Annotated in this window: 12 protein-coding genes, 1 tRNA gene and 2 pseudogenes; 14 read left to right on the top strand and 1 reads right to left on the bottom strand. The window is 52.4% G+C overall.

The window, feature by feature from the left end; genetic code table 11:
- The first annotated feature begins 208 nt into the window (after positions 1-208).
- The 14 genes and pseudogenes from dnaG to OKW98_RS03880 all read left to right on the top strand — a co-directional run bounded on the left by dnaG (position 209) and on the right by OKW98_RS03880 (position 17,839).
- Positions 209-2,176: a DNA primase gene (gene dnaG / locus OKW98_RS03945; protein WP_265388061.1), complete on the top strand. Its 1,968-nt coding sequence runs from the start codon at positions 209-211 to the stop codon at positions 2,174-2,176.
- Between the two features lie 67 nt (positions 2,177-2,243).
- Entirely contained in the window at positions 2,244-4,088 is a 1,845-nt protein-coding gene (gene rpoD, locus OKW98_RS03940; RefSeq protein ID WP_265388060.1) for an RNA polymerase sigma factor RpoD, read from the top strand.
- 440 nt (positions 4,089-4,528) lie between these two features.
- Positions 4,529-7,471: pseudogene (locus tag OKW98_RS03935) on the top strand (EAL and GGDEF domain-containing protein); the annotation flags it as partial.
- A 15-nt stretch (positions 7,472-7,486) separates the two neighbouring features.
- A tRNA-Ile gene (locus tag OKW98_RS03930) sits at positions 7,487-7,563 on the top strand.
- 124 nt (positions 7,564-7,687) lie between these two features.
- Positions 7,688-8,092 (top strand): annotated as a pseudogene (locus tag OKW98_RS03925) (site-specific integrase); the annotation flags it as partial.
- A gap of 828 nt (positions 8,093-8,920) precedes the next feature.
- Positions 8,921-9,211 (top strand): antitoxin VbhA family protein, encoded by a 291-nt coding sequence (locus OKW98_RS03920; protein ID WP_265388059.1) that lies wholly within the window; start codon positions 8,921-8,923, stop codon positions 9,209-9,211.
- Positions 9,212-9,646: 435 nt separating this feature from the next.
- Positions 9,647-10,135: a plasmid mobilization relaxosome protein MobC gene (gene mobC, locus OKW98_RS03915; RefSeq protein WP_265388058.1), complete on the top strand. Its 489-nt coding sequence runs from the start codon at positions 9,647-9,649 to the stop codon at positions 10,133-10,135.
- A gap of 111 nt (positions 10,136-10,246) precedes the next feature.
- Positions 10,247-10,633 (top strand): hypothetical protein, encoded by a 387-nt coding sequence (locus tag OKW98_RS03910; RefSeq protein ID WP_265388057.1) that lies wholly within the window; start codon positions 10,247-10,249, stop codon positions 10,631-10,633.
- Positions 10,634-10,648: 15 nt separating this feature from the next.
- The gene (locus OKW98_RS03905) at positions 10,649-10,918 is read left to right on the top strand and encodes a hypothetical protein (RefSeq protein WP_265388056.1); all 270 of its coding nucleotides are present in this window, start codon (positions 10,649-10,651) and stop codon (positions 10,916-10,918) included.
- A 309-nt stretch (positions 10,919-11,227) separates the two neighbouring features.
- The gene (locus tag OKW98_RS03900; protein WP_265388055.1) at positions 11,228-12,349 is read left to right on the top strand and encodes a Fic family protein; all 1,122 of its coding nucleotides are present in this window, start codon (positions 11,228-11,230) and stop codon (positions 12,347-12,349) included.
- Positions 12,342-13,880 carry an HsdM family class I SAM-dependent methyltransferase gene (locus tag OKW98_RS03895; protein WP_265388054.1) on the top strand — a complete coding sequence of 513 codons (1,539 nt, stop codon included), beginning with the start codon at positions 12,342-12,344 and terminating at the stop codon, positions 13,878-13,880. The genes OKW98_RS03900 and OKW98_RS03895 overlap by 8 nt, the downstream gene beginning before the upstream one ends.
- A complete protein-coding gene (locus tag OKW98_RS03890; RefSeq protein ID WP_265388053.1) occupies positions 13,873-15,516 on the top strand; it encodes a restriction endonuclease subunit S in 1,644 nt (547 codons plus the stop codon). Before OKW98_RS03895 ends, OKW98_RS03890 begins: the two co-directional genes overlap by 8 nt.
- Positions 15,513-17,030: an AAA family ATPase gene (locus OKW98_RS03885; RefSeq protein ID WP_265388052.1), complete on the top strand. Its 1,518-nt coding sequence runs from the start codon at positions 15,513-15,515 to the stop codon at positions 17,028-17,030. The genes OKW98_RS03890 and OKW98_RS03885 overlap by 4 nt, the downstream gene beginning before the upstream one ends.
- Positions 17,030-17,839, top strand: coding sequence for an HNH endonuclease (locus OKW98_RS03880; RefSeq protein ID WP_265388051.1), 810 nt, complete (start codon positions 17,030-17,032; stop codon positions 17,837-17,839). The genes OKW98_RS03885 and OKW98_RS03880 overlap by 1 nt, the downstream gene beginning before the upstream one ends.
- Before the next feature lie 111 nt (positions 17,840-17,950).
- Here OKW98_RS03880 and OKW98_RS03875 read toward each other — a convergent pair whose 3' ends face one another.
- On the bottom strand, positions 17,951-20,080 hold the full coding sequence (locus OKW98_RS03875) for a helix-turn-helix domain-containing protein (RefSeq protein ID WP_265388050.1): 2,130 nt from the start codon (positions 20,078-20,080) through the stop codon (positions 17,951-17,953).
- Positions 20,081-20,215 lie beyond the last annotated feature (135 nt).

Genomic DNA, 20,215 nt, shown 5'->3' with positions numbered 1-20,215 from the left:
GGCAGTTGCAGTTCTAGCCTCAAGCAACACCGATCAAGCAACACAAGACAGAGGCTGTTGACGCCGCAGATGCGACCGAGACAAACCCCGTCAATTTCTTCCAGCCTGATTCAGGCCGCGTTGACCCGTCTACACTGACCAAGCAACCGTCGTTACGGTTTGGATTCGCCACGATCTTTCTGGCGGGGCGCCTGATGATGAGAACGCCATGGCCGGACTGATTCCCCAAGGTTTTATTGACGACCTCCTGAACCGCACCGACATCGTCGATGTTGTCAGCTCACGCGTTCAATTAAAAAAGACCGGCAAGAACTTCAGCGCCTGTTGTCCTTTCCATAAAGAGAAGACACCGTCGTTCAGCGTCAGCCCGGACAAACAGTTCTATTACTGCTTCGGCTGTGGCGCGGGTGGCAATGCCCTCGGCTTCATCATGGACCACGACAACCTGGATTTCCCCCAGGCCGTCGAAGACTTGGCCAAAGCCGCCGGGATGGAAGTCCCACGCGAACAAGGCGTCAAAGGGCAAAAGCCCCGGCAGCCTACCGATTCGCCGCTCTACCCTCTATTAACAGCCGCTGCCGATTTTTACCGGGCCGCGCTGAAAAGCCATCCAACGCGAAAATCCGCGGTGGAGTACCTGAAAGGCCGCGGTCTGTCAGGCGAGATTGCCCGCGACTTCGGGCTGGGCTTCGCCCCTCCTGGCTGGGACAACCTCTACAAGCACTTAAGCAGCGACACCCTTCAACAGAAGGCGATGATCGATGCTGGCCTGCTGATCGAAAACGCCGAAACCGGCAAACGCTACGACCGCTTTCGCGACAGGGTGATGTTCCCCATTCGCGACAGTCGCGGCCGTGTGATCGCATTTGGCGGGCGCGTGCTGGGTGACGACAAACCCAAATACCTGAACTCTCCTGAAACCCCGGTGTTTCATAAGGGTCAGGAGTTGTACGGTTTATTCGAAGCTCGCAAATTTAACCGTAACCTGGACGAGATTATCGTCGTCGAAGGCTACATGGACGTCATTGCACTGGCCCAACAAGGCTTGCGCAATGCCGTCGCGACGCTGGGTACGGCGACCAGTGAAGAGCATTTGAAGCGGCTGTTTCGTGTGGTACCGAACGTGCTGTTCTGCTTCGACGGTGACCAGGCTGGCCGAAACGCCGCCTGGCGTGCACTGGAAGCGACGATTCCTGGCTTGCAGGACGGCCGGCGCGCGAGGTTTCTGTTTCTGCCCGAAGGGGAAGATCCCGACACCCTGGTGCGCGCAGAAGGCACCGACGCGTTCAAGGCGAGAATCAACCAGCACGCACAACCGCTGGCTGACTATTTCTTCGAGCAGCTGACCAAGGAGGCCGACCCGCGCTCCCTGGAAGGCAAGGCGCACATGGTGACACTGGCCGCGCCGCTGATCGAAAAAGTGCCGGGCGCCAATTTGCGCGAGCTGATGCGTCGACGCCTGAAAGAGATCACCGGGCTGGACACCGCTGCAGTCAATCAGTTGATGCAGTCCGCTCCGGCGGAAGCTCAGCCCAATTACGATCCGGGGTTCGATTACGAGGCCGTGCCGGATTACGGCGATTACCAGCAGCACGATTACCAGGCGCAGCCGGAATGGACACCGAACGCCCCGGGCGGTCAGCAGAAGAAATGGGACAAGAAGCCGTGGGACAAGGGTAAGAAATGGGACAAGAACGGTAAGCGTCCTGATTTCGAACCTCGTGGCCCACGCACACCGGCGACGGTCGAACCACCGGCACTGACAGCACTCAGAACGTTGCTGCATCACCCTGAGCTGTCAGCGCAGGTCGCCAACGCCAGTACGTTTGCCGATGAAGAGAATGTGTATTCGCAGCTTCTGGTGGCACTGATTGACGCTACACAGAAAAACCCGAAGCTGCGCACGATGCAGTTGATTGCCCGCTGGCATGGCACCGATCAAGGACGATTGTTGCGTCAACTGGCGGAAAAGGAATGGCTGATATCGGCCGATAACCTTGAACAACAGTTTTTCGACACTATAACTAGCTTGTCTGCCCGCCAACGCGAGCGACATCTGGAGCAACTGATCAGGAAGGAACGGCAGTCAGGCCTGAGCGCAGAAGAAAAAGTTCAGCTGCTCAACCTGTTAAATCGCAAAGTTCCTGCACAAACCCCGACCTCAACTGGCGCGTGAGGTCATAGCTCGGGTATAATCCCCGGCTTGTTTTTTGCCCGCCAAGACCTTCAGTGGATAGGGTGTTATGTCCGGAAAAGCGCAACAGCAGTCTCGTATCAAAGAGTTGATCACCCTGGGTCGTGAGCAGAAGTATCTGACTTACGCAGAGGTCAACGACCACCTGCCTGAGGATATTTCAGATCCAGAGCAGGTGGAAGACATCATCCGCATGATCAACGACATGGGGATCCCCGTACACGAGAGTGCTCCGGATGCGGACGCCCTTATGTTGGCCGACGCCGATACCGACGAGGCAGCCGCTGAAGAAGCCGCTGCTGCGTTGGCCGCGGTTGAGACCGACATCGGTCGCACGACTGACCCTGTGCGCATGTATATGCGTGAAATGGGTACCGTCGAGCTTCTGACACGCGAAGGCGAAATTGAAATCGCCAAGCGTATCGAAGAAGGCATCCGTGAAGTGATGGGCGCCATCGCGCACTTCCCTGGCACGGTTGAGCACATTCTCTCCGAGTACACTCGCGTCACCACCGAAGGCGGTCGCCTGTCCGACGTCCTGAGCGGCTATATCGACCCGGACGACGGCATTGCGCCGCCAGCCGAAGTCCCGCCGCCCGTCGACCCTAAGGCCGAGAAGGTCGAAGGTGCAGATGAGGAAGAGGAAGACGCCACCGACGATGAAGAGGACGAGGTCGAAAGTGGCCCGGACCCAGTCATCGCCGCGCAGCGATTCGGTGCGGTCGCAGACCAGATGGCTATTGCCCTCAAGGTTCTGAAAAAACACGGTCGTGGCAGCAAGCAGGCCAATGCAGAACTGCTGGCTCTGGCAGAGCTGTTCATGCCGATCAAGCTGGTTCCCAAGCAGTTTGAAGGTCTGGTTGAGCGTGTTCGCGGTGCCCTTGAGCGTCTGCGTGCACAAGAGCGCGCCATCATGCAGCTATGTGTTCGTGATGCACGCATGCCGCGCGCCGACTTCCTGCGCCAGTTCCCGGGCAACGAAGTTGACCAGAGCTGGACCGATAGCCTGGCAAAAGGCAAAAGCAAATACGCTGAAGCCATTGGTCGTCTTCAAGCCGACATTCAGCGTTGCCAGCAGAAGCTGACCGCGCTGGAAGAAGAAACCGGCCTGACCATCGCGGAAATCAAGGACATCAACCGTCGGATGTCGATCGGTGAGGCCAAGGCCCGCCGCGCGAAGAAAGAAATGGTTGAAGCCAACCTGCGTCTGGTGATCTCGATCGCCAAGAAGTACACCAACCGTGGCCTGCAATTCCTCGATCTGATCCAGGAAGGCAACATCGGTCTGATGAAGGCGGTGGACAAGTTCGAATACCGTCGTGGTTACAAGTTCTCGACGTACGCCACCTGGTGGATTCGTCAGGCGATCACTCGCTCGATCGCTGACCAGGCACGCACCATCCGTATTCCGGTGCACATGATCGAGACGATCAACAAGCTCAACCGCATTTCCCGTCAGATGTTGCAGGAAATGGGTCGCGAACCGACGCCGGAAGAGCTGGGCGAACGCATGGAAATGCCTGAGGATAAAATCCGCAAGGTATTGAAGATCGCTAAAGAGCCGATCTCCATGGAAACCCCGATCGGCGATGACGAAGACTCGCACCTGGGTGACTTCATCGAAGACTCGACCATGCAGTCGCCAATCGATGTCGCCACGGTAGAGAGCTTGAAAGAAGCGACGCGTGAAGTGCTGTCGGGCCTCACCGCCCGTGAAGCCAAGGTCCTGCGTATGCGTTTCGGTATCGACATGAACACCGACCACACCCTCGAGGAAGTCGGTAAGCAGTTCGATGTTACCCGTGAACGTATCCGTCAGATCGAAGCCAAGGCGCTGCGCAAGCTGCGTCACCCGACGCGAAGCGAGCACCTGCGCTCGTTCCTCGACGAGTAAGCGACACGTCATACCAAAACCCCCGGCATCGCTGGGGGTTTTGCGTTTTAAGGAATAAATTTCCGGCAGAGTGCCACTGCTGTCCAGCCCGGCTACACTCGATTGATTCTCTTCAATGAATCACCGAGGCTGCCATGATTTGGATGCCGGCCATTGCTCTCTTGTGCTTGCTCGCCCCCACTGCTGTCACCGCCCAAACAATGCCTGGCGTGAGTGAAAACGGTCAAGCGATGCATCAAGAATGGCTGCCCGGCGAGGAGACCGAATCCGGGAATGCAGCCGGGATAAGCCGCTACCTTTCCACAGTGTTGATCAGCGACCGATTCGCAGGTGCCGATCAACGTCCCCAACCCGAGCAATTCAGCGGACTGGACGATCCGCCTTCCGCATCGCAGGCGGCCACTCACTCCAGTGAGCGAAGCAAGCTCTGGCACGAATTCCTGCTCATCGGACTCCCCGGATTGCTGTTCCTGACGACGGTGCTGGCCATTGTGGTGCGGATCAATCGCCGTCTCAGTTCGGAAATCTCCCGCCGAATAGCGCTCGAACAAGAGCTACGCAGCAGTGAATATCACTATCGCGGCATGATCGAGAGCCTTTCGGCCATCGCATGGGAAGCCAATACCCACGACTACTCCTACAACTACGTCTCGCCCCACGCGCAGGACTTGTTGGGGTATCCGCTGCACCAATGGCGAAGGCCCGGATTCTGGCGAAGCATCGTTCACCCGGAAGACATCGACTACGCCCAGGCCTACTGCGACCGCGAAATGGCGGAGGGCAACGATCACAGCCTCGATTATCGGGTCCTGAGCGCCGACGGCAGGGTGGTATGGATTCGTGACATCGTGAGCATGATCGGCTACGGCCGAGAGCCCGTGATGCGCGGGCTGATGATCGACATCAGTGAAGCCAAGCAAACCGAAGAAGCGCTGCGTCTGTCGGAAGGAAAGTTCGCGTCGGTGTTCGCGCAATGCCCTGACATGCTGGTCATCGCGCGTCTTTCCGACGGCTGCTTTCTGGAGGCCAATCCGGCATTCGCGGAGCAGATCGGCGTCAGCCCGGCCGATGTCGTAGGACGCGTGCCTTCAGAGCTGAATATCTGGGGGATTCCCGACATTGGGCACAGTCTGCTGCAACGCCTTCAGAAGGGCAGCATACGCAACCTGGAAATGCCGTTTCGGCGCAGTGATGGCCGCCTGTTCACCGGGCTTCTGTCTGCCGAGCCCTTCGATCTGGACTCCACTGCGGCAGTCGTTCTGGTGGTGAGGGACATCACGCCGCTCAAGGAGGCCCAGCAGCAACTGCAGATGTCGGAGGAGAAATTTGCCAAAGCGTTCCACTCTTCCCCCGACGGCCTGCTGATCACACGGCAAAGCGACGGGCTGCTGGTGGAAGTGAACGACGGTTTTAGCCGTATCACCGGTTATCACAGCTCGCTGTCGCTAGACCGCACCACCCTTGAGCTGGGCATCTGGGTAGACCTTAACGAGCGACAGCAATTACTTGAGCAATTGAGCCGCGATGGCTTCGTGAAGGACTTCACCAGCCACATCCGTCGCAGGGATGGTCAGATTCGCCGGTGCGAAATTTCCGCGCGGCCACTGCCGATTGCCGGTGAAGACTGCATGCTCACTATTGCGCGCGATATCACTGACCGCCACCAAATGCAGGAGAAACTGCAATTGGCCGCGACGGTATTTGAGAGCACAGCGGAGGGCGTACTGATCACCGACACACGGCAGCGGATCAATGCCGTCAACCGCGCCTTCAGCGAGATCACCGGCTACAGCGAAGTGGAAGCGCTCGGCGACACGCCTCGATTGCTGGCGTCCGGACTCCACGACAGCGCGTTCTACGCCGCCATGTGGTACCAACTGACAGCAGAGGGTCACTGGCAGGGAGAGATCAGCAACCGGCGCAAAAATGGTGAGATCTATCCGAGCTGGCTGACCATCAGTGCCGTGCGCAATCGCGACAAATTCATCACCCACTTCGTCGCGGTGTTCGCTGATATCTCCAGTTTGAAGCAGGCTCAGGCCCGGCTGGATTATCAGGCGCACCACGACCACTTGACCGGCCTGCCGAACCGGACGCTGTTCGAAAGCCGGCTGCACGCCGCGCTGGCTCACTCAAGAGCGGCTCACAGCGTTGGCGCGGTGTTGTTTCTGGACCTGGACCGCTTCAAGCACATCAACGACAGCCTCGGCCACCCGGTCGGCGATCTGCTGCTGAAAAGCATCGCGGTACGCCTGAAGGAGAACCTGCGCGACATCGACACCGTCGCACGACTCGGTGGCGATGAATTCATCATCCTGCTGCCTGGCCTGCAGAACCCAAGTGACGCCGAAGCAGTTGCAACCAAGCTGCTCAACAGTTTTTCAGCGCCGTTTCAGGCCGGCGAACACGAATTCTTCATGAGCACCAGCATCGGCAGCGCGCTCTTCCCAACCGATGGCACCGATGTGGCCACGCTGATCAAAAATGCTGACGCGGCGATGTATCGCTCCAAGGCGAAGGGGCGCAACCGCGTCGAGCACTACACGCGGGATCTGACCGCTCAGGCCAGCGAGCGGATTGCCCTGGAGCACGAGCTGCGGCGCGCCATCGAGCGTAACCAGTTCACCCTCTCCTACCAACCCAAAATCAGTTTGCTGACGCACCGGTTGGTCGGCGCCGAGGCGTTGATACGCTGGTTCCACCCCGCCTTCGGCGATGTACCGCCCGAGCGGTTCATCCCGCTGGCAGAAGAAAACGGCATGATCCTGCAGATCGGCGAATGGGTGCTGGATACGGCCTGTCAGCAATTGCAGGAATGGAACCAGCGCTACGACGTGTTCGGCCCCTTGTCGGTGAACCTTGCCGGCGCCCAATTGCGTCAACCCAACCTGGTAAACAGGATCGAGCGTCTGCTGCTCCAGCACCAGTTACAGCCAGGGTGTCTGCAGCTGGAGATCACCGAGAACTTCATCATGTCGCAGACCGAGGAAGCGCTTTCAGTGCTGCATCGCCTGAAAAAACTTGGCGTGCAACTGGCGATTGACGACTTCGGCACCGGCTACTCCTCGCTCAGTTACCTCAAACGCCTGCCGCTGGACATCCTCAAGATCGACCAATCATTTGTGCGCGGTTTGCCTGATGACCCCCATGATGCTGCCATTGTCCGCGCAATCATCGCGCTAGGACGCAGCATGCAACTGACGGTCATCGCGGAAGGCGTCGAGACCCTTGAGCAACAGCAATTCCTGGCAGACGAAGGCTGCGAACAAATCCAGGGCTACCTCGTCAGCCTGCCCCTGCGCGCGGAGGAATTCTGCACGACATTTCTTCGTACAACCGTTTCAGACGTTTCGGATAGCACAGCGCGCAAACCGTCGTTATAATCCGCCGCCTACTGAGGGCCTATAGCTCAGTTGGTTAGAGCAGGGGACTCATAATCCCTTGGTCCACGGTTCGAGTCCGTGTGGGCCCACCATACTCAAAGCCGCGCATTGCGCGGCTTTCGCGTTTCTGGCGGAACCATCGCGGACACAGTCCTATGGTCCAAGGTTACAATTTAGGTACAGTGCTGGTTCGTCAGCCGCCTACGAGCCCCTCTCATGGCTACTCTCGTCAAAACCCCTTCCGGCACTTGGAAGGCACTAATTCGTAAAAATGGCTGGCCCACTGTCGCCAAAACCTTCCGCACAAAGCGTGATGCGGAGGACTGGTCGAGGCGTACCGAAGAAGAAATGGTGCGTGGCGTGTACATCCGGCGCAGCGGCTCGGAGAAAATGACGCTAGAGGCCGCACTCAAGCGCTATCTGAGCGACATAACCCCAACTAAAAAGCCCACTACTCAGCGTGGCGAAACCTCGAAAGCCAAGAAACTCATCGAGCACCTGGGCAAATACTCACTGGCTGCCCTCTCCGCTGAAATCATCGCCGGCTATCGTGACAAGCGCCTGAACGAACCCAGCCGTGGTGGGACCATCAGCAACAACACCGTGCGCCTTGAACTGGCCTTCAATTGATGCCACCTGAAGGACGCCACACCGTACTCCCGTAGCAGCGTCACCGAGGTATAGGGTCTCTGGAGTACTTGCAGGTATCGCCCATCTAACAGAGCGAACCACTCATCCTGTCGCTTTGCTGGTTCTATGAGCTGAATTCGTTCGGGAGCAGGATAATTCTGCTTATCAACCCAGGCAGCAATGGGTTTATTACCATGCGTACGCATGAATGCAACACGATGCTTACCTTCATGCGCAGTCAATATAGCCAAGGGCTTGTACCAAGTATAAAGAGCCTTGTTGGACCATGTGAAGTTAGTCGAGTAGCTCTCAACTCGCGCCCTTCCCGCTCGCGGGAAGGGCGGGGGGATGGGCGACTCTAAAAACCGTTAACCGATTGTAAATAAACGACTAATACCAAAAACAAGACAGTTTCAGCGCGCCTCTGATTCATGTTTAGTCATAAGGCGCATTGAACCCGCCCCGGACACAAAGCTCACGGCAGGCGAATGCACACGACTACGAAAACTCCGCGCTCCGCTTGGGCAACCCCTTCGGTTGCATCCCGTGTCCGAACTTGCCGGACTGGCTGCGGGGGCAGGTACGGCGGGCAGAGCCCTTGACCTTCCCCTTACCATAGGCTCAGCGCTTCCCGTGGCATCAAGGGTCCGGCTACGCCCGGCATCCTCACCCGTTCGGTGCTCGCCTTCGGCTCCGCTCCGCATGCGGCCTCCGGTGCCGCCCTTGACACCACATCCAGCAAAAACCTTGGTACTTTGGTACGCACCTAAGACTAGAGCGGATGCGCTCCTGCGTTCAACCAAACAGCGAGAAACCCACATGACCTCAGAAAACCAAGAGCCAACGCAGCATCAAGGAAGCACCGAAATCTTAGCCGGTGATGGGAAGACCCCGGAGCATCAGATTTCTGAGGCAGAGCAGAACCAGCGTAAGAAAGCTGTCGCCCTCGCCGATGCGTCCATTGGTCTTTCTGGATTCAAAACCTCAGAAGGAATGAAACACCTTGGTCAGCGCTACATCACCGGCGAAATTGACCTATACGAATTCGTGATGCTCTCGCAGAAGATGCTTCCTGACACGGGCGATTCTCAGCCATCAGGAACGCAGTGAGCTTTGCTAAAAGCTTGTTCATGAAAAAGAACTAAAGCGAGTGGAGATCTAGCGCAGGATAGGCTTCCACCGGTAATATGACACCCACTACGCCTGCCTTCGCTCTACCCCAACTATCCGACATACCGCATCAAGGAAAGCTTGTTCATGAACAAATGTTTGGGGGATATGAGACCTAGTGCAGGATAGGCTTTCACCGGAAAGCTGTATTACACAACGCCATCTCCACTACGGTTTTTCCTTGTTCATGAACAAATTTTAAAGACGGTGAAGCACTAGTGCAGGATAGGCTAACCTCCGGTAAACTACCCCGGTAGTTTGTTTCTGCCCCTTGGGGCGCTGGTGTTTAGAGGGGACGTAGCTTGTTATGGAGAAATCGAAGGTATCTAAGGCGAACCAGTACATGGACGTGTACTTAGGTGCGCTCAAAGAACCGTGGGCCGAACACTGCAAGGCACTGGGCAAGAAGCCCGGCGCAGCAATCAAGGAAGCAATAGAGCTACAGCTAAAAAAACTCAATCGCTCCCACCCTCGAGAACCTACCAGCAAACAAAGCCCATCCCATATGAAGAGCCAAAGGTTCGGTTTGAGATCCTGCTGACACCATCCGAAAAGGCGGCTCTTACAGAACGGGATGAGGCCGAACGATGCTCACAACGTCGATGGATCATTGATGCAATTCGGGCCGGACTGACAAATGAAGCGCAGTTCGGCATGAGTGATATTGAGGCACTGGGTGAGTCCAATTACCAACTGCTTGCTATTGGACAAAATTTGAATCAAATCGCGAGAAAGCTAAATGAGGGTGTCCATGATCCTGTTCAGACAGAATTGATAAAGGGGTTAAGTGCAATTATCGACAGGCACACGCATATCGTGAACGTAGCTATCCGAGCCAGTCTTGAGCGTTGGGTTCTTGAATGAGTATGCTCACAGTGCGATCACCGACCCACAAGTCACTACTCGTAAACTGGCCGAGGCGTTGGTTACCGTATTGGTCAGGCACACACGTAAATTAGTTACCAAGGAGCGTCAATGTCACGTTACAGTTTTTTTAAGATCATCAGCGCACCGGATGAAGATAGCGATCTTGAAGACTTGCTGGGTTACGGTTTGTATGACTGGCTTAATCACGGAGTCGTCGGCCACGATACTGATCTCCAGACATATTTCTTCAACTTGGAAGGTTCGTGGATATCCGGAACTACACCGAGTGAAATCCTAACCATTTCCGACTTACAGTCCATTCTCTCTGCCATATTCGATGGCGCTAAGCTTCCCTTCAACCCTGAGGGATTGTTACGAATCGCTGAGGATGGAGAGAGCAATCCAGTTATTCTTACTCCGGCTGAGGCTGCGGCGCAATCGAGTCAGGTCAGCAAGCAATACCTCGCGACCCTGCTTACTTTGGCGAAAACCTGAAATAGGAAAAAACTGATGACTTGTGAAAACGCACTACCTTTGAACAAAGAAATACGCGATTGCACAGACGTCGAACTAGTAGCACTCCAGAACGCGACTACTGTCGAGTTGAAACGCCGGGTACGTGAAAACTTAGAAAGCGTTGCCGATCAATACATCTATTTGTTTGGAAAAAAAGAGGGGATGGAGGAAATAGGAGAAGACCTGTGCCGATTGGTTGCGCCTAACAGACACCCCGGCGGCTGGTGCGGCCTCGTGCAGCACCTGGTAAAAATTAGCGGGTAGACAAAAGCGCAGGGGGCGTTATCAGCGGAAGATACGTAGGGCACTCACTGATTCGTGAGAAGGCTCAGCTACCCACGGGGTAAATATCTAGGAAAATTTCGTTATCCTCGGATGCTGCCGGGAATGTGACGCTCACTACGCCAGCATGAAGAAATCAGACCTGCTGCGGGATAGGTTTTCACCGGAAAGCTGTAGTACTCAACGGCTTCTCAAGGAATCCGGGATTCAACAGCATTAAATGGGGTAAAGCACTAACCAAATACCCTGTTATGCATTAGGATCACCCCATTAGAAAGACAGGGACGCCTGATGCACTCTCTTACACCCGACTTCCTCTCAGGGCTACGCTATAACGGTCTTCAGATTGCTACGTTGCGCTCACTCGGCGAGCTTCGGGGCAAGCAACAGCTATTCGTAGCTCACCGTCCACGGATTCTCAAAGGCCTCAAACAACTCGCGGCCATTGAGTCCTCCGAGTCATCGAATCGCTTGGAAGGTGTGGTTGTAGCATCTGGGCGGCTGAAATCGCTCATCATGAAAAATGCGGAGCCCAAAACCCGCTCAGAACAAGAAGTAGCCGGATATCGCGATGCTCTTGCTTTAATCCACGAAGCAGCAGCCGTATCGCCGTTATCTGAGGGTATCATCCAGCAGCTAAATAATATGCTTTGCCGGTATCTGCCACAGGAAGAGAACTATGGGAAAGCGACAACAAACAACACAATTGATTGTCCCCCTGCTGGCAGCTCAACCGTTGGCTCACATCCGCTCGAAGGACATTTTCGGCCAATGGCGATGGCCGATACGATCATTCGCTACCAGACTGCGTTAGACCAGAATCTAGCCGACCCGTTGGTCCTAGTACCACTTAGTATCCTCGATTTTCTCTGCATACATCCGTTTTCAGATGGGCATGGCCGCGTAGCGCGACTGCTTACCTTGCTACTGCTTTACCAGCTTGATTATTCCGTAGGCCGCTTCATCAGCATTGAGCGTATTTTCGAGGACTCTAAGGAGAGCTACTACAGAACCCTTGAAACAAGCTCACAGGGCTGGCATGAAGGTGAACACGATGTCCAACCATGGCTCAACTATTTCTGGGGAGCTTTGCTACGTGCTTACAAGGAGTTTGAGGTGCGCGTAGGCACTATTGACTACCTTCCTAGAGGAAAGAGCGCCAGAGTTCGAGCTGAAGCACTTAAGCGCACCGGACTATTTTCGATTTCAGAGATCGAAAAGTCTTGCCCCGGCGTGAGCCGGGACACCGTACGTTTGGTTCTCCGCTCATTAAAAGCAGGCGGTTTAATTGAGCCTACAGGAAAAGGACGTAATGCAAAGTGGAAAAAACTAAGCAGTATGCATTCGACACCTAGCGATTGCCCCGCAACCACCGCCCTAATACTGACGCCTCCGCGAGAAACACATGAATAACAGCGACATCGTCCAGAAGCTATGGACTCTCTGCGATATCCTCCGCGATGACGGCATCAATTACAGTGATTACGTTACCGAACTTGTGCTACTTCTATTCATTAAGATGGAATATGAGCAAGTCCAGAACAATGTTGATTTCAGCCACAAGCTACCGGTCGGTGCCCGATGGCCAGATCTAGCAGAAAAAACTGGACAACAACTGCTCGACCATTACAGGCAGTTGCTAGTTGATCTTGGAAATAATAAGGACCCATTGATCGCGGCCATTTATGCCGAAGCTCAAACGCGCCTGAAAGAGCCACATCACCTTGAGCAACTGATCAAGAGCTTGGACAGCATTGACTGGTTTAGCGCCCGAGAGGATGGGCTTGGCGACCTCTACGAAGGATTGCTGGAAAAGAACGCCAATGAAACCAAATCAGGAGCAGGTCAGTACTTCACGCCGCGCCCACTGATTGACAGTATTATTCGATGCGTACGACCACAAGCCGGCGAAACTATTCAAGATCCAGCATCGGGAACCGCTGGCTTTTTAATCGCCGCCGACGCTTATATCAAAAGCCAAACTGACGATCTCCAAAAGCTGAGTGAGAAAGCACGTAATTTTCAGAGGTCTCGCGCATATTCTGGCATCGAACTAGTACCAGGTACACGCCGATTGGCACTTATGAATACATTGTTGCACGGTATGGAAGGTATTGTACATTTGGGCAGCGCTCTCGGCCCAACCGGTGCGAATCAACCAAAGGTCGACATAATTCTTTCAAATCCCCCATTTGGTACTGCCAAGGGGGGCGGGGGCCCGACTCGCGATGATCTCTTATTTAAGACCAGCAACAAGCAATTAGTTTTTTTGCAGCACATCTATCTAGGGCTTAAACCCGGCGGGCGTGCTGCCGTTGTACTACCGGATAACGTATTGTTTGAAGCAGGCGTCGGGACCGACGTTCGCCGCGACTTGTTAGAAAGGTGCAACCTACACACCATATTGCGTCTTCCCACCGGCATATTCTACGCTCAAGGTGTCAAAACAAATGTGCTCTTCTTTCAACGAGGTACTGTCAACAATCCACGACAGGAAAAGAGTTGCACTAAAAGGGTTTGGATATATGACCTTCGCAGCAATATGCCAAACTTTGGAAAACGTACGCCTTTCAGTGAAAACAACCTCAAAGCCTTCGAGCACGCATACGGCGAGGATGCTAACGGTAATAGTCCACGCTCCGAGAATGTTGAAGGTGTCGGTGAGCTTAGCCGATTCCGGGTTTTTACCCGTGATCAGATCCGAGAGCGAGGCGATTCTTTGGATATCAGTTGGCTCAAGTCCGCTGAAAGTCTTTCGTCTTCAGACCTATCCACACCGGAAGCGCTAGCCGGCGAAGCTTTGGCCGAACTGACCGACGCATTGCGTGAGCTTGAACAGCTAATAGAAGTACTCGGGGCGGGGTATGAAGTGTCATCGCAAAAACAGTTGATGTCAGAGGTAATGGGATTAGGCGCGGATGAAGGAGCGGCTGAAGATGAGTGAGCTGCCACAAGGGTGGCTTGCAGTGACACTCGGAGAGGTTATCGATTTCAAATACGGTAAATCTCTACCTGCAGCTAATCGAGATGGAGGCAAATTTCCCGTTTACGGTTCGAACGGTATCGTGGGCCATCACTCATCTTGGCTCTCAGCAGCACCAACCATTATTATTGGACGTAAAGGCAGTGTTGGAGAGGTATGCTTTTCAGAAAAAAATTGTTCTCCTATAGACACGACTTATTATGTCGATAATTTTGATTATCTTAGCCCAAAATTCTGCTTTTATTTACTGAAGCAACTAAGGTTGAGCGAGCTGAATAAGTCTACCGCCATACCTGGATTAAATCGCCAAGACGCGTATAACTTAACTATTCCGCTACCTCCATTAAAAGAACAAATTCGTATCGCTGAGAAGATTGACGCTTTACAGGATAAACTCAAAAACATCAAAACTCGTATAGATAATATTCCAGAGCTGTTTAAACTTCTCCGTCAATCCATCCTGTCAGCTGCAACATCTGGACAATTAACAGAGGATTGGAGAGGAGGTTTTTCTCCATCTATGAGTGCCATAGAGCTTCATAAAAAAATCAAGAAGGCGCACGAAACCGAAGGCGGACATGCACGTAGCAATGCATCAGAGCCGACAGAGAAGGCTCATGACCTTTCCGCTAATGATTTGCCAGAAGAGTGGGAGATCGCAGTTCTAAGAGATATTTGCACCCCTGGCAAACCAATTACTTATGGAATTCTTAAACCGGGCCCAGAGTTAGATGAAGGCGTCCCCTACATTCGCGTTGCCGACTTTCCAGGGAATAAACTAAATATTGAGGGGATCAAGAAAACAAGCCCAGAAATTGATACCCAATACAAGCGCGCACGGCTATCCGCGGGAGACTTGCTCCTCTCGATTAGAGGAAGCGTTGGAAGACTAATCAAAATTCCGACAGAGCTAGAAGGAGCAAATATCACACAGGACACGGCACGTCTGTCGATATCACCCGAGATATCAACAAATTATGTCTATCTGGTTTTGCTTGCAAACTCAACTCAACGCCGGATGAAAAACGCAATACGAGGAGTTGCAGTTCGCGGGATCAACATCGGCGATGTTCGCGCCCTTCAAATTCCTCTCCCTACGCTAGACGAGCAGATCGAAATCGCCCGTCGCGTTGAAAAAATTTTCGCGTTAGTGGATGTGCTGGAATGCAAGGTCCAAGCTGCCAAAATCCGTATCGATCGATTGAGCCAAAGCATCTTGGCTCAAGCATTCCGAGGAGAATTAGTCCCTCACGACCTTAATGACGAGCCGGCCGCCGCTTTACTTGATCGCGTCAAGACTCAACGCTCTACAACACCTAAAATAATGCGAGCAATCAATAGTATGATTCTAGACAAAGAAGCAGCTCAGAAAGAAATCATCTCTGTTGTTGACGCGCTGGTTCAGGCAGGCAGCCCTTTAACAAGCCTAGAACTTCTTAAATTCGCCGGCTATTCAAGCGATGCTGGCACTGACCAGATGGAGCAGTTTTTTCTTGACTTAAGAAAACAACTATTTCTAACAACAATCATTAAACACCGCCCCAAAAACAGTCACGAAGACTGGTTTTCACTGACCAACATGGAAAACGCGGAATGAAAGTTGACAAACTACACATTCGATCCCGATTTAAAAATCTAGATAATGTTAGAGTTGACTTTGACGAAGACAATTTAATGACCGTCATTGTTGGACGTAATGGTTCTGGAAAATCCAACGTACTAGAGGCACTTGTTTCTATTTTTCGCAACCTAGATCTAGGAGAGCCACCACCGTTCTCTTACAGCATCACTTATAGACTAGGCGAAGAAAAGTCCGACCGATGGGAAGAAATTACAATCGACGCGGACCCTGAAAGGGGCACACTGGCGAAGCAGTACCTCGTAACGGCGAAAAGCTTGAAAGCATCCGAAATTCAGATCATTCCATTTTCAAAAGTAAAAAGAAACAAAAAGACTGGGGTTGCGGCCTATCTACCAAAATATCTATTTGCATATTATTCAGGCCCTAGCGACCGACTTGAAAAATACTTCCGAAAGCATCGCACAGATTTTTATCAAAAATTATTAAAAAACAATGTAAATTTAAAAGGGGATATACGCCCACTTTTCTATGCAAAACCGAACCACAGCCAATTTGTATTACTTTCTTTCTTTCTCGCAGAGCAAGACAGCCCAGAAAGAGTATTCCTGCGCACACACCTTGGCATTGAGAGTTTAGATAGCATCCACTTTGTGATGCGCCAACCTTCTTGGGCGAAGGACAAAAATGAACTATTTTGGGGCGCAGATGGCGTTGTTCGAAAATTCTTAGACGCCCTTTTCCCATATGCCTTAGCGCCGACAAAAATAACAAGAAAAGAGGATATTACTCTAACTGGGAAAAATATAAAAAATGAATTTTTTCATTTATTTTTGCCAGATTTAGAATCTTTAAAAACATTCGCTAAAGACCTGACACCCGACGAACTTTTTAAAATGCTAGAAAGCACTCTTTTGTCCGAAATCATTTCCGAAGTTAGCATTAGAGTCAAAGTAACTAATAGTGAACTACCCCTAACATTTAGAGAGCTCAGTGAGGGCGAACAGCAGCTCCTCACAGTTTTAGGCCTGCTTAACTTCACAGGAGGTAAAGATTCTCTATTTCTACTCGATGAGCCCGACACGCATCTCAATCCATCATGGGCTGTTAAGTATCTTAATTTTTTGCGGGAGTTCGTGCCAAACCATGAGACCAGCCATCTATTAATGGTGACTCACCACCCATTAGCCATTGCAGAGCTTGAGCGCGGTCAGGTTCAGGTTATGAAAAAAGACGCAAACCGCATTACCGCAGAAATACCATTAGAAAGTCCGCGCGGAATGGGTATAAACCTCATGCTACGGAGCGATATGTTTGGTCTAAAAACCACACTGGATGGTATTACCCAGGACAAACTAACTCGGAGAAATTTTTTAGCCAGCAAAGAAAGTATAACCAAGGAAGAAGAGGTAGAGCTCAGAGAAATCAACGCCGAACTCGATGAGTTAGGATTCAGCCTTTCAACAGATGATGTAGACTATATGGATTACCTAGTCCAAAAGTATCATAGCAAGCTAGGAGAAACACTCTAATGCGCTGGATTTGCAAGGAAGACATTCAAGAATGTTTAACGGAGCTTTGGCGTAATACAGCCGCTGAAGCTTTGCAGAAGCTGCAAGAAGCTGAGTCGGTCGATAAACGTAAAGAAATTCTAAAAAAAACAAGTTCCACAGATATCTGGAGAGATTTCTATGCCTCTCTCCCAGAGAACCTAAAGAAAAAATGCTGGTACTGTGAGGCCGAGGATATTCGCGCCGACATGCCAGTGGATCATTTCCGGCCTAAGAACAAAGTTGAAAATGATAAAGAACACGACGGGTACTGGTGGTTAGCATTCAATTGGGAAAACTATCGCTGCGCGTGTACCTTCTGTAACAGTAGAAGAAATTTTGAACTAACTCAAGGAGGAAAGGCATGTAAATTCCCTCTCGTCAACCCTGAAAAAAGAGCTTATTCGCCTGAGCAGCCGTGGCAAGAAGAACAGCCAGACTTCCTTGATCCATTCGACCCTGACGATTGGAAGCTGCTTTGGTTTGATGGGGACGGTCGACCCGAAGCGAAGCCTGAAGCAAACTTAGAAGAACAACGTAAAGTTTCTAATTCAATAGATATCTTTCATCTACATGAAACACGTATCAACAGAGCGCGCAACAGAATAAGGATAGAAATAGAAAAACAAATAAAAACAATAAAATATGGAGCTCCAAACGAGGTTCTGCAGGCAAAGTTGACACTAAGAGCAATGACTAGAGAAACTACAAAACTCTCGAGGGCCGCAATCGTGTATCTTCGTCAACACAGGGAGTTAGTGGCCGTTAAGCAAATTCTCGACCTCGACTAGTTGCTCTTCATCTAAAATTAGCCCCTGCCTACTACGGACATGATTTACACACCGGTTTCAGCAGAGGCCTACAACAAGATGAATCAGCCTAGATTGGATTCCCAGGTAGCATTAGGCTTCACCAGTTGATTCAGCTGTACCCGCGGCCTTCTTCAAAGGAGCAATGAAGCTCGTCTGCCAAGAGCGCGCTATGCGTCTTTCGAGCTCTTCACGCAGGTCCATGTGTTCTTCAAACCAAGCACGCAACTTATCCTTGACCCCCGCACGGTATCCACCCAAGCCGTAGCCGTATTCTTTTTCGCAATCATCCCAAAGTTCGCGGTCTTGACTAAGTGCTAGTGTATACACGGCGATAGCGTGATGACGAGCAGCATTAACGAAGTCGGCGTCCCACTGAGCAGCGTCGGCCTGCACTTGCTGCAGGAAGCCCCGCACGCTTTCGAGCTCCTCGTTATCCAGATCGGATTCGATAACGGCGGTTAAGCCAGCAAGTATTGCTGATGATCTAAACTTGGCTTCAGCAGCCGCGCCGTCGCCCAAATATTGATAAGCGCTGAAGTTCCAGAAGCGACCAGCCCGCCGAGTTGCAGCCCAAACTGTTCGAGCATGGAGCTGGCCAACGACCCCAAGAAGGAGATCGTAAGCAGGACGGCGCATGCCGCATAACTGAGCATTGCGATTTGCAAATCGATCAAGATTACCGCTTACCGTATTCAATGCTGCCATCGCGGTAGCCTGTGCACGGTTTTCAATCATCTGATCAATGGTAGCAATCGTTGCCTTTGCGGAGTCAGCCTGTGTGCCCCGCATTGCCGAAATGCGATCCAACACGAAGTGCGTCAGCGAAGAAGGGTCATCAGTGCTGGCATCAAAAGCAAATGCTTCAATCCCTGCTAAGCCGATTTTCTGAAGAGCATCCTCGATTTGGCCAATTTTAATGTCGTAACCTTCGTCAATATCTTCAGCAGCATCCCCCGAATCATGCCGCATCGAAAGCGCGTCACCCTGGCGGGCGAGCGCGACAATTGACACTCGCTTGAGTAGTGCTGGATCGGCGTCTGTCTCATTAACGTGCGTAAGGAGGGCTTGAACACTGGGGTCTGGCGCACTGCCCCACTTGGAGCACAAAAGCGTAATTGCTCTAGAGTCTTTCAGATGCTCAAGAATGTCGGGGCGAACCGCACTGCCATCGACTCCTCGGGTATCAATCATGGCAATGGACAAGCGCGAGTCAGGTACTAAGGCGAATGGTACGGTGATTGTGACACGGCCAGGTAAGGAGAATTCTTCGTGCCTGCCGTTGTTGATTGCAGTAAAGGTGGAGCGTAGCCACTGACGGCCGTCCTTCTCATCCACGCCTTCGAATTCTATAGTCCGTCGGCTGCGACGCCACAAGGTAAGCCTTGCAGCAAACTCAGCAGCAAACGCGTCCAGAGAGAGGAAGCTTTTCGATAGTTCAATTGCAGGATCAGGTGCCGTTACTTGGCCTTTGCGAGCGCGCGTAGGGCGATGCAATCCAGCCATATTACGGAGGGCTCGCTCGACCTCTTCTGCCGGCTTGAACTCAACGGTGCTTTGAGAAAACTCACCTGAGGCCCTTTCGTAAAGGCTCCGGCAAATCTCTGTGACCAACTTGTAAACTTCCTCATCGCTGACAGGCTCTAGAATGAGCGCAAAGCGTTCACCTGGCTCAACGCGCACATCGCATAAAGTAGTACGGCCACCGCCGGTATCTAGCAGCATCCCTTTTAGATCCGCAGCAGTAGCCTCATCCACGACTAGTCCCGCCTGCCGGCAAGCAGCAGTTGTCTTGCCGACGCCAATCTCTCCAACGTAAACGACTTCATGATCTAGCGAAAGTAGATATCTTCCTGCTTCCTCCAGACGCCGATCAAGCAATTGTGCTTGGCCTGCGAGAACCGTGGAGACCTGCCCGTCATTTAGAAATGCCCGAACGCGCGCAAGACCCTGCTCTACGGCTACCAACGTTTCAAGGTCGCGATGACGGAGTGATGGTCGGGGCAGGTTGTTCCAACTCTGTTTTAGCAGTTCACGTAATTGCTCTGCTTGCTGGGTGCCAACTGCGGTGAGATAAGCATCGACGTCAGCAGCATCGCCGTCACCAGACTCAATCCTTGACACACGTGTTTGATTACCGCTCATCCGCTCAGCTATCTGCTTCTGTGTAACCCCTGACGCGCTACGCACCTCAGCCAAAAAAGTACCCGTTTCAGTATTCATGATCGTCCTCAAATATATTCAAGCCTAATCTGAATATATTCAATATTAAAATGAATGCAAGGATATTTTGCCTGTGACTCTGTTTTATTTGCCACCCGCCTGTCCTAAAGGTGGTTCATTCGGTACATCTCCAGT

The organism is Pseudomonas sp. KU26590 (assembly GCF_026153515.1).
Taxonomy (GTDB): Bacteria; Pseudomonadota; Gammaproteobacteria; order Pseudomonadales; family Pseudomonadaceae; genus Aquipseudomonas.
Note: the sequence above shows the minus strand (reverse complement) of the source record. Positions and strands in the feature narration are given on the sequence as shown.

What these genes read in the sequence shown, in the direction of transcription:
- dnaG (WP_265388061.1), top strand. Translation starts at nt 209, where the DNA reads ATGGCCGGACTGATTCCCCAAGGTTTTATTGACGACCTCCTGAACCGC.
- rpoD (WP_265388060.1), top strand. Translation starts at nt 2,244, where the DNA reads ATGTCCGGAAAAGCGCAACAGCAGTCTCGTATCAAAGAGTTGATCACC.
- OKW98_RS03920 (WP_265388059.1), top strand. Translation starts at nt 8,921, where the DNA reads ATGACCTCAGAAAACCAAGAGCCAACGCAGCATCAAGGAAGCACCGAA.
- OKW98_RS03910 (WP_265388057.1), top strand. Translation starts at nt 10,247, where the DNA reads ATGTCACGTTACAGTTTTTTTAAGATCATCAGCGCACCGGATGAAGAT.
- OKW98_RS03905 (WP_265388056.1), top strand. Translation starts at nt 10,649, where the DNA reads ATGACTTGTGAAAACGCACTACCTTTGAACAAAGAAATACGCGATTGC.
- OKW98_RS03900 (WP_265388055.1), top strand. Translation starts at nt 11,228, where the DNA reads ATGCACTCTCTTACACCCGACTTCCTCTCAGGGCTACGCTATAACGGT.
- OKW98_RS03895 (WP_265388054.1), top strand. Translation starts at nt 12,342, where the DNA reads ATGAATAACAGCGACATCGTCCAGAAGCTATGGACTCTCTGCGATATC.
- OKW98_RS03890 (WP_265388053.1), top strand. Translation starts at nt 13,873, where the DNA reads ATGAGTGAGCTGCCACAAGGGTGGCTTGCAGTGACACTCGGAGAGGTT.
- OKW98_RS03885 (WP_265388052.1), top strand. Translation starts at nt 15,513, where the DNA reads ATGAAAGTTGACAAACTACACATTCGATCCCGATTTAAAAATCTAGAT.
- OKW98_RS03880 (WP_265388051.1), top strand. Translation starts at nt 17,030, where the DNA reads ATGCGCTGGATTTGCAAGGAAGACATTCAAGAATGTTTAACGGAGCTT.
- OKW98_RS03875 (WP_265388050.1), bottom strand. Translation starts at nt 20,080, where the DNA reads ATGAATACTGAAACGGGTACTTTTTTGGCTGAGGTGCGTAGCGCGTCA.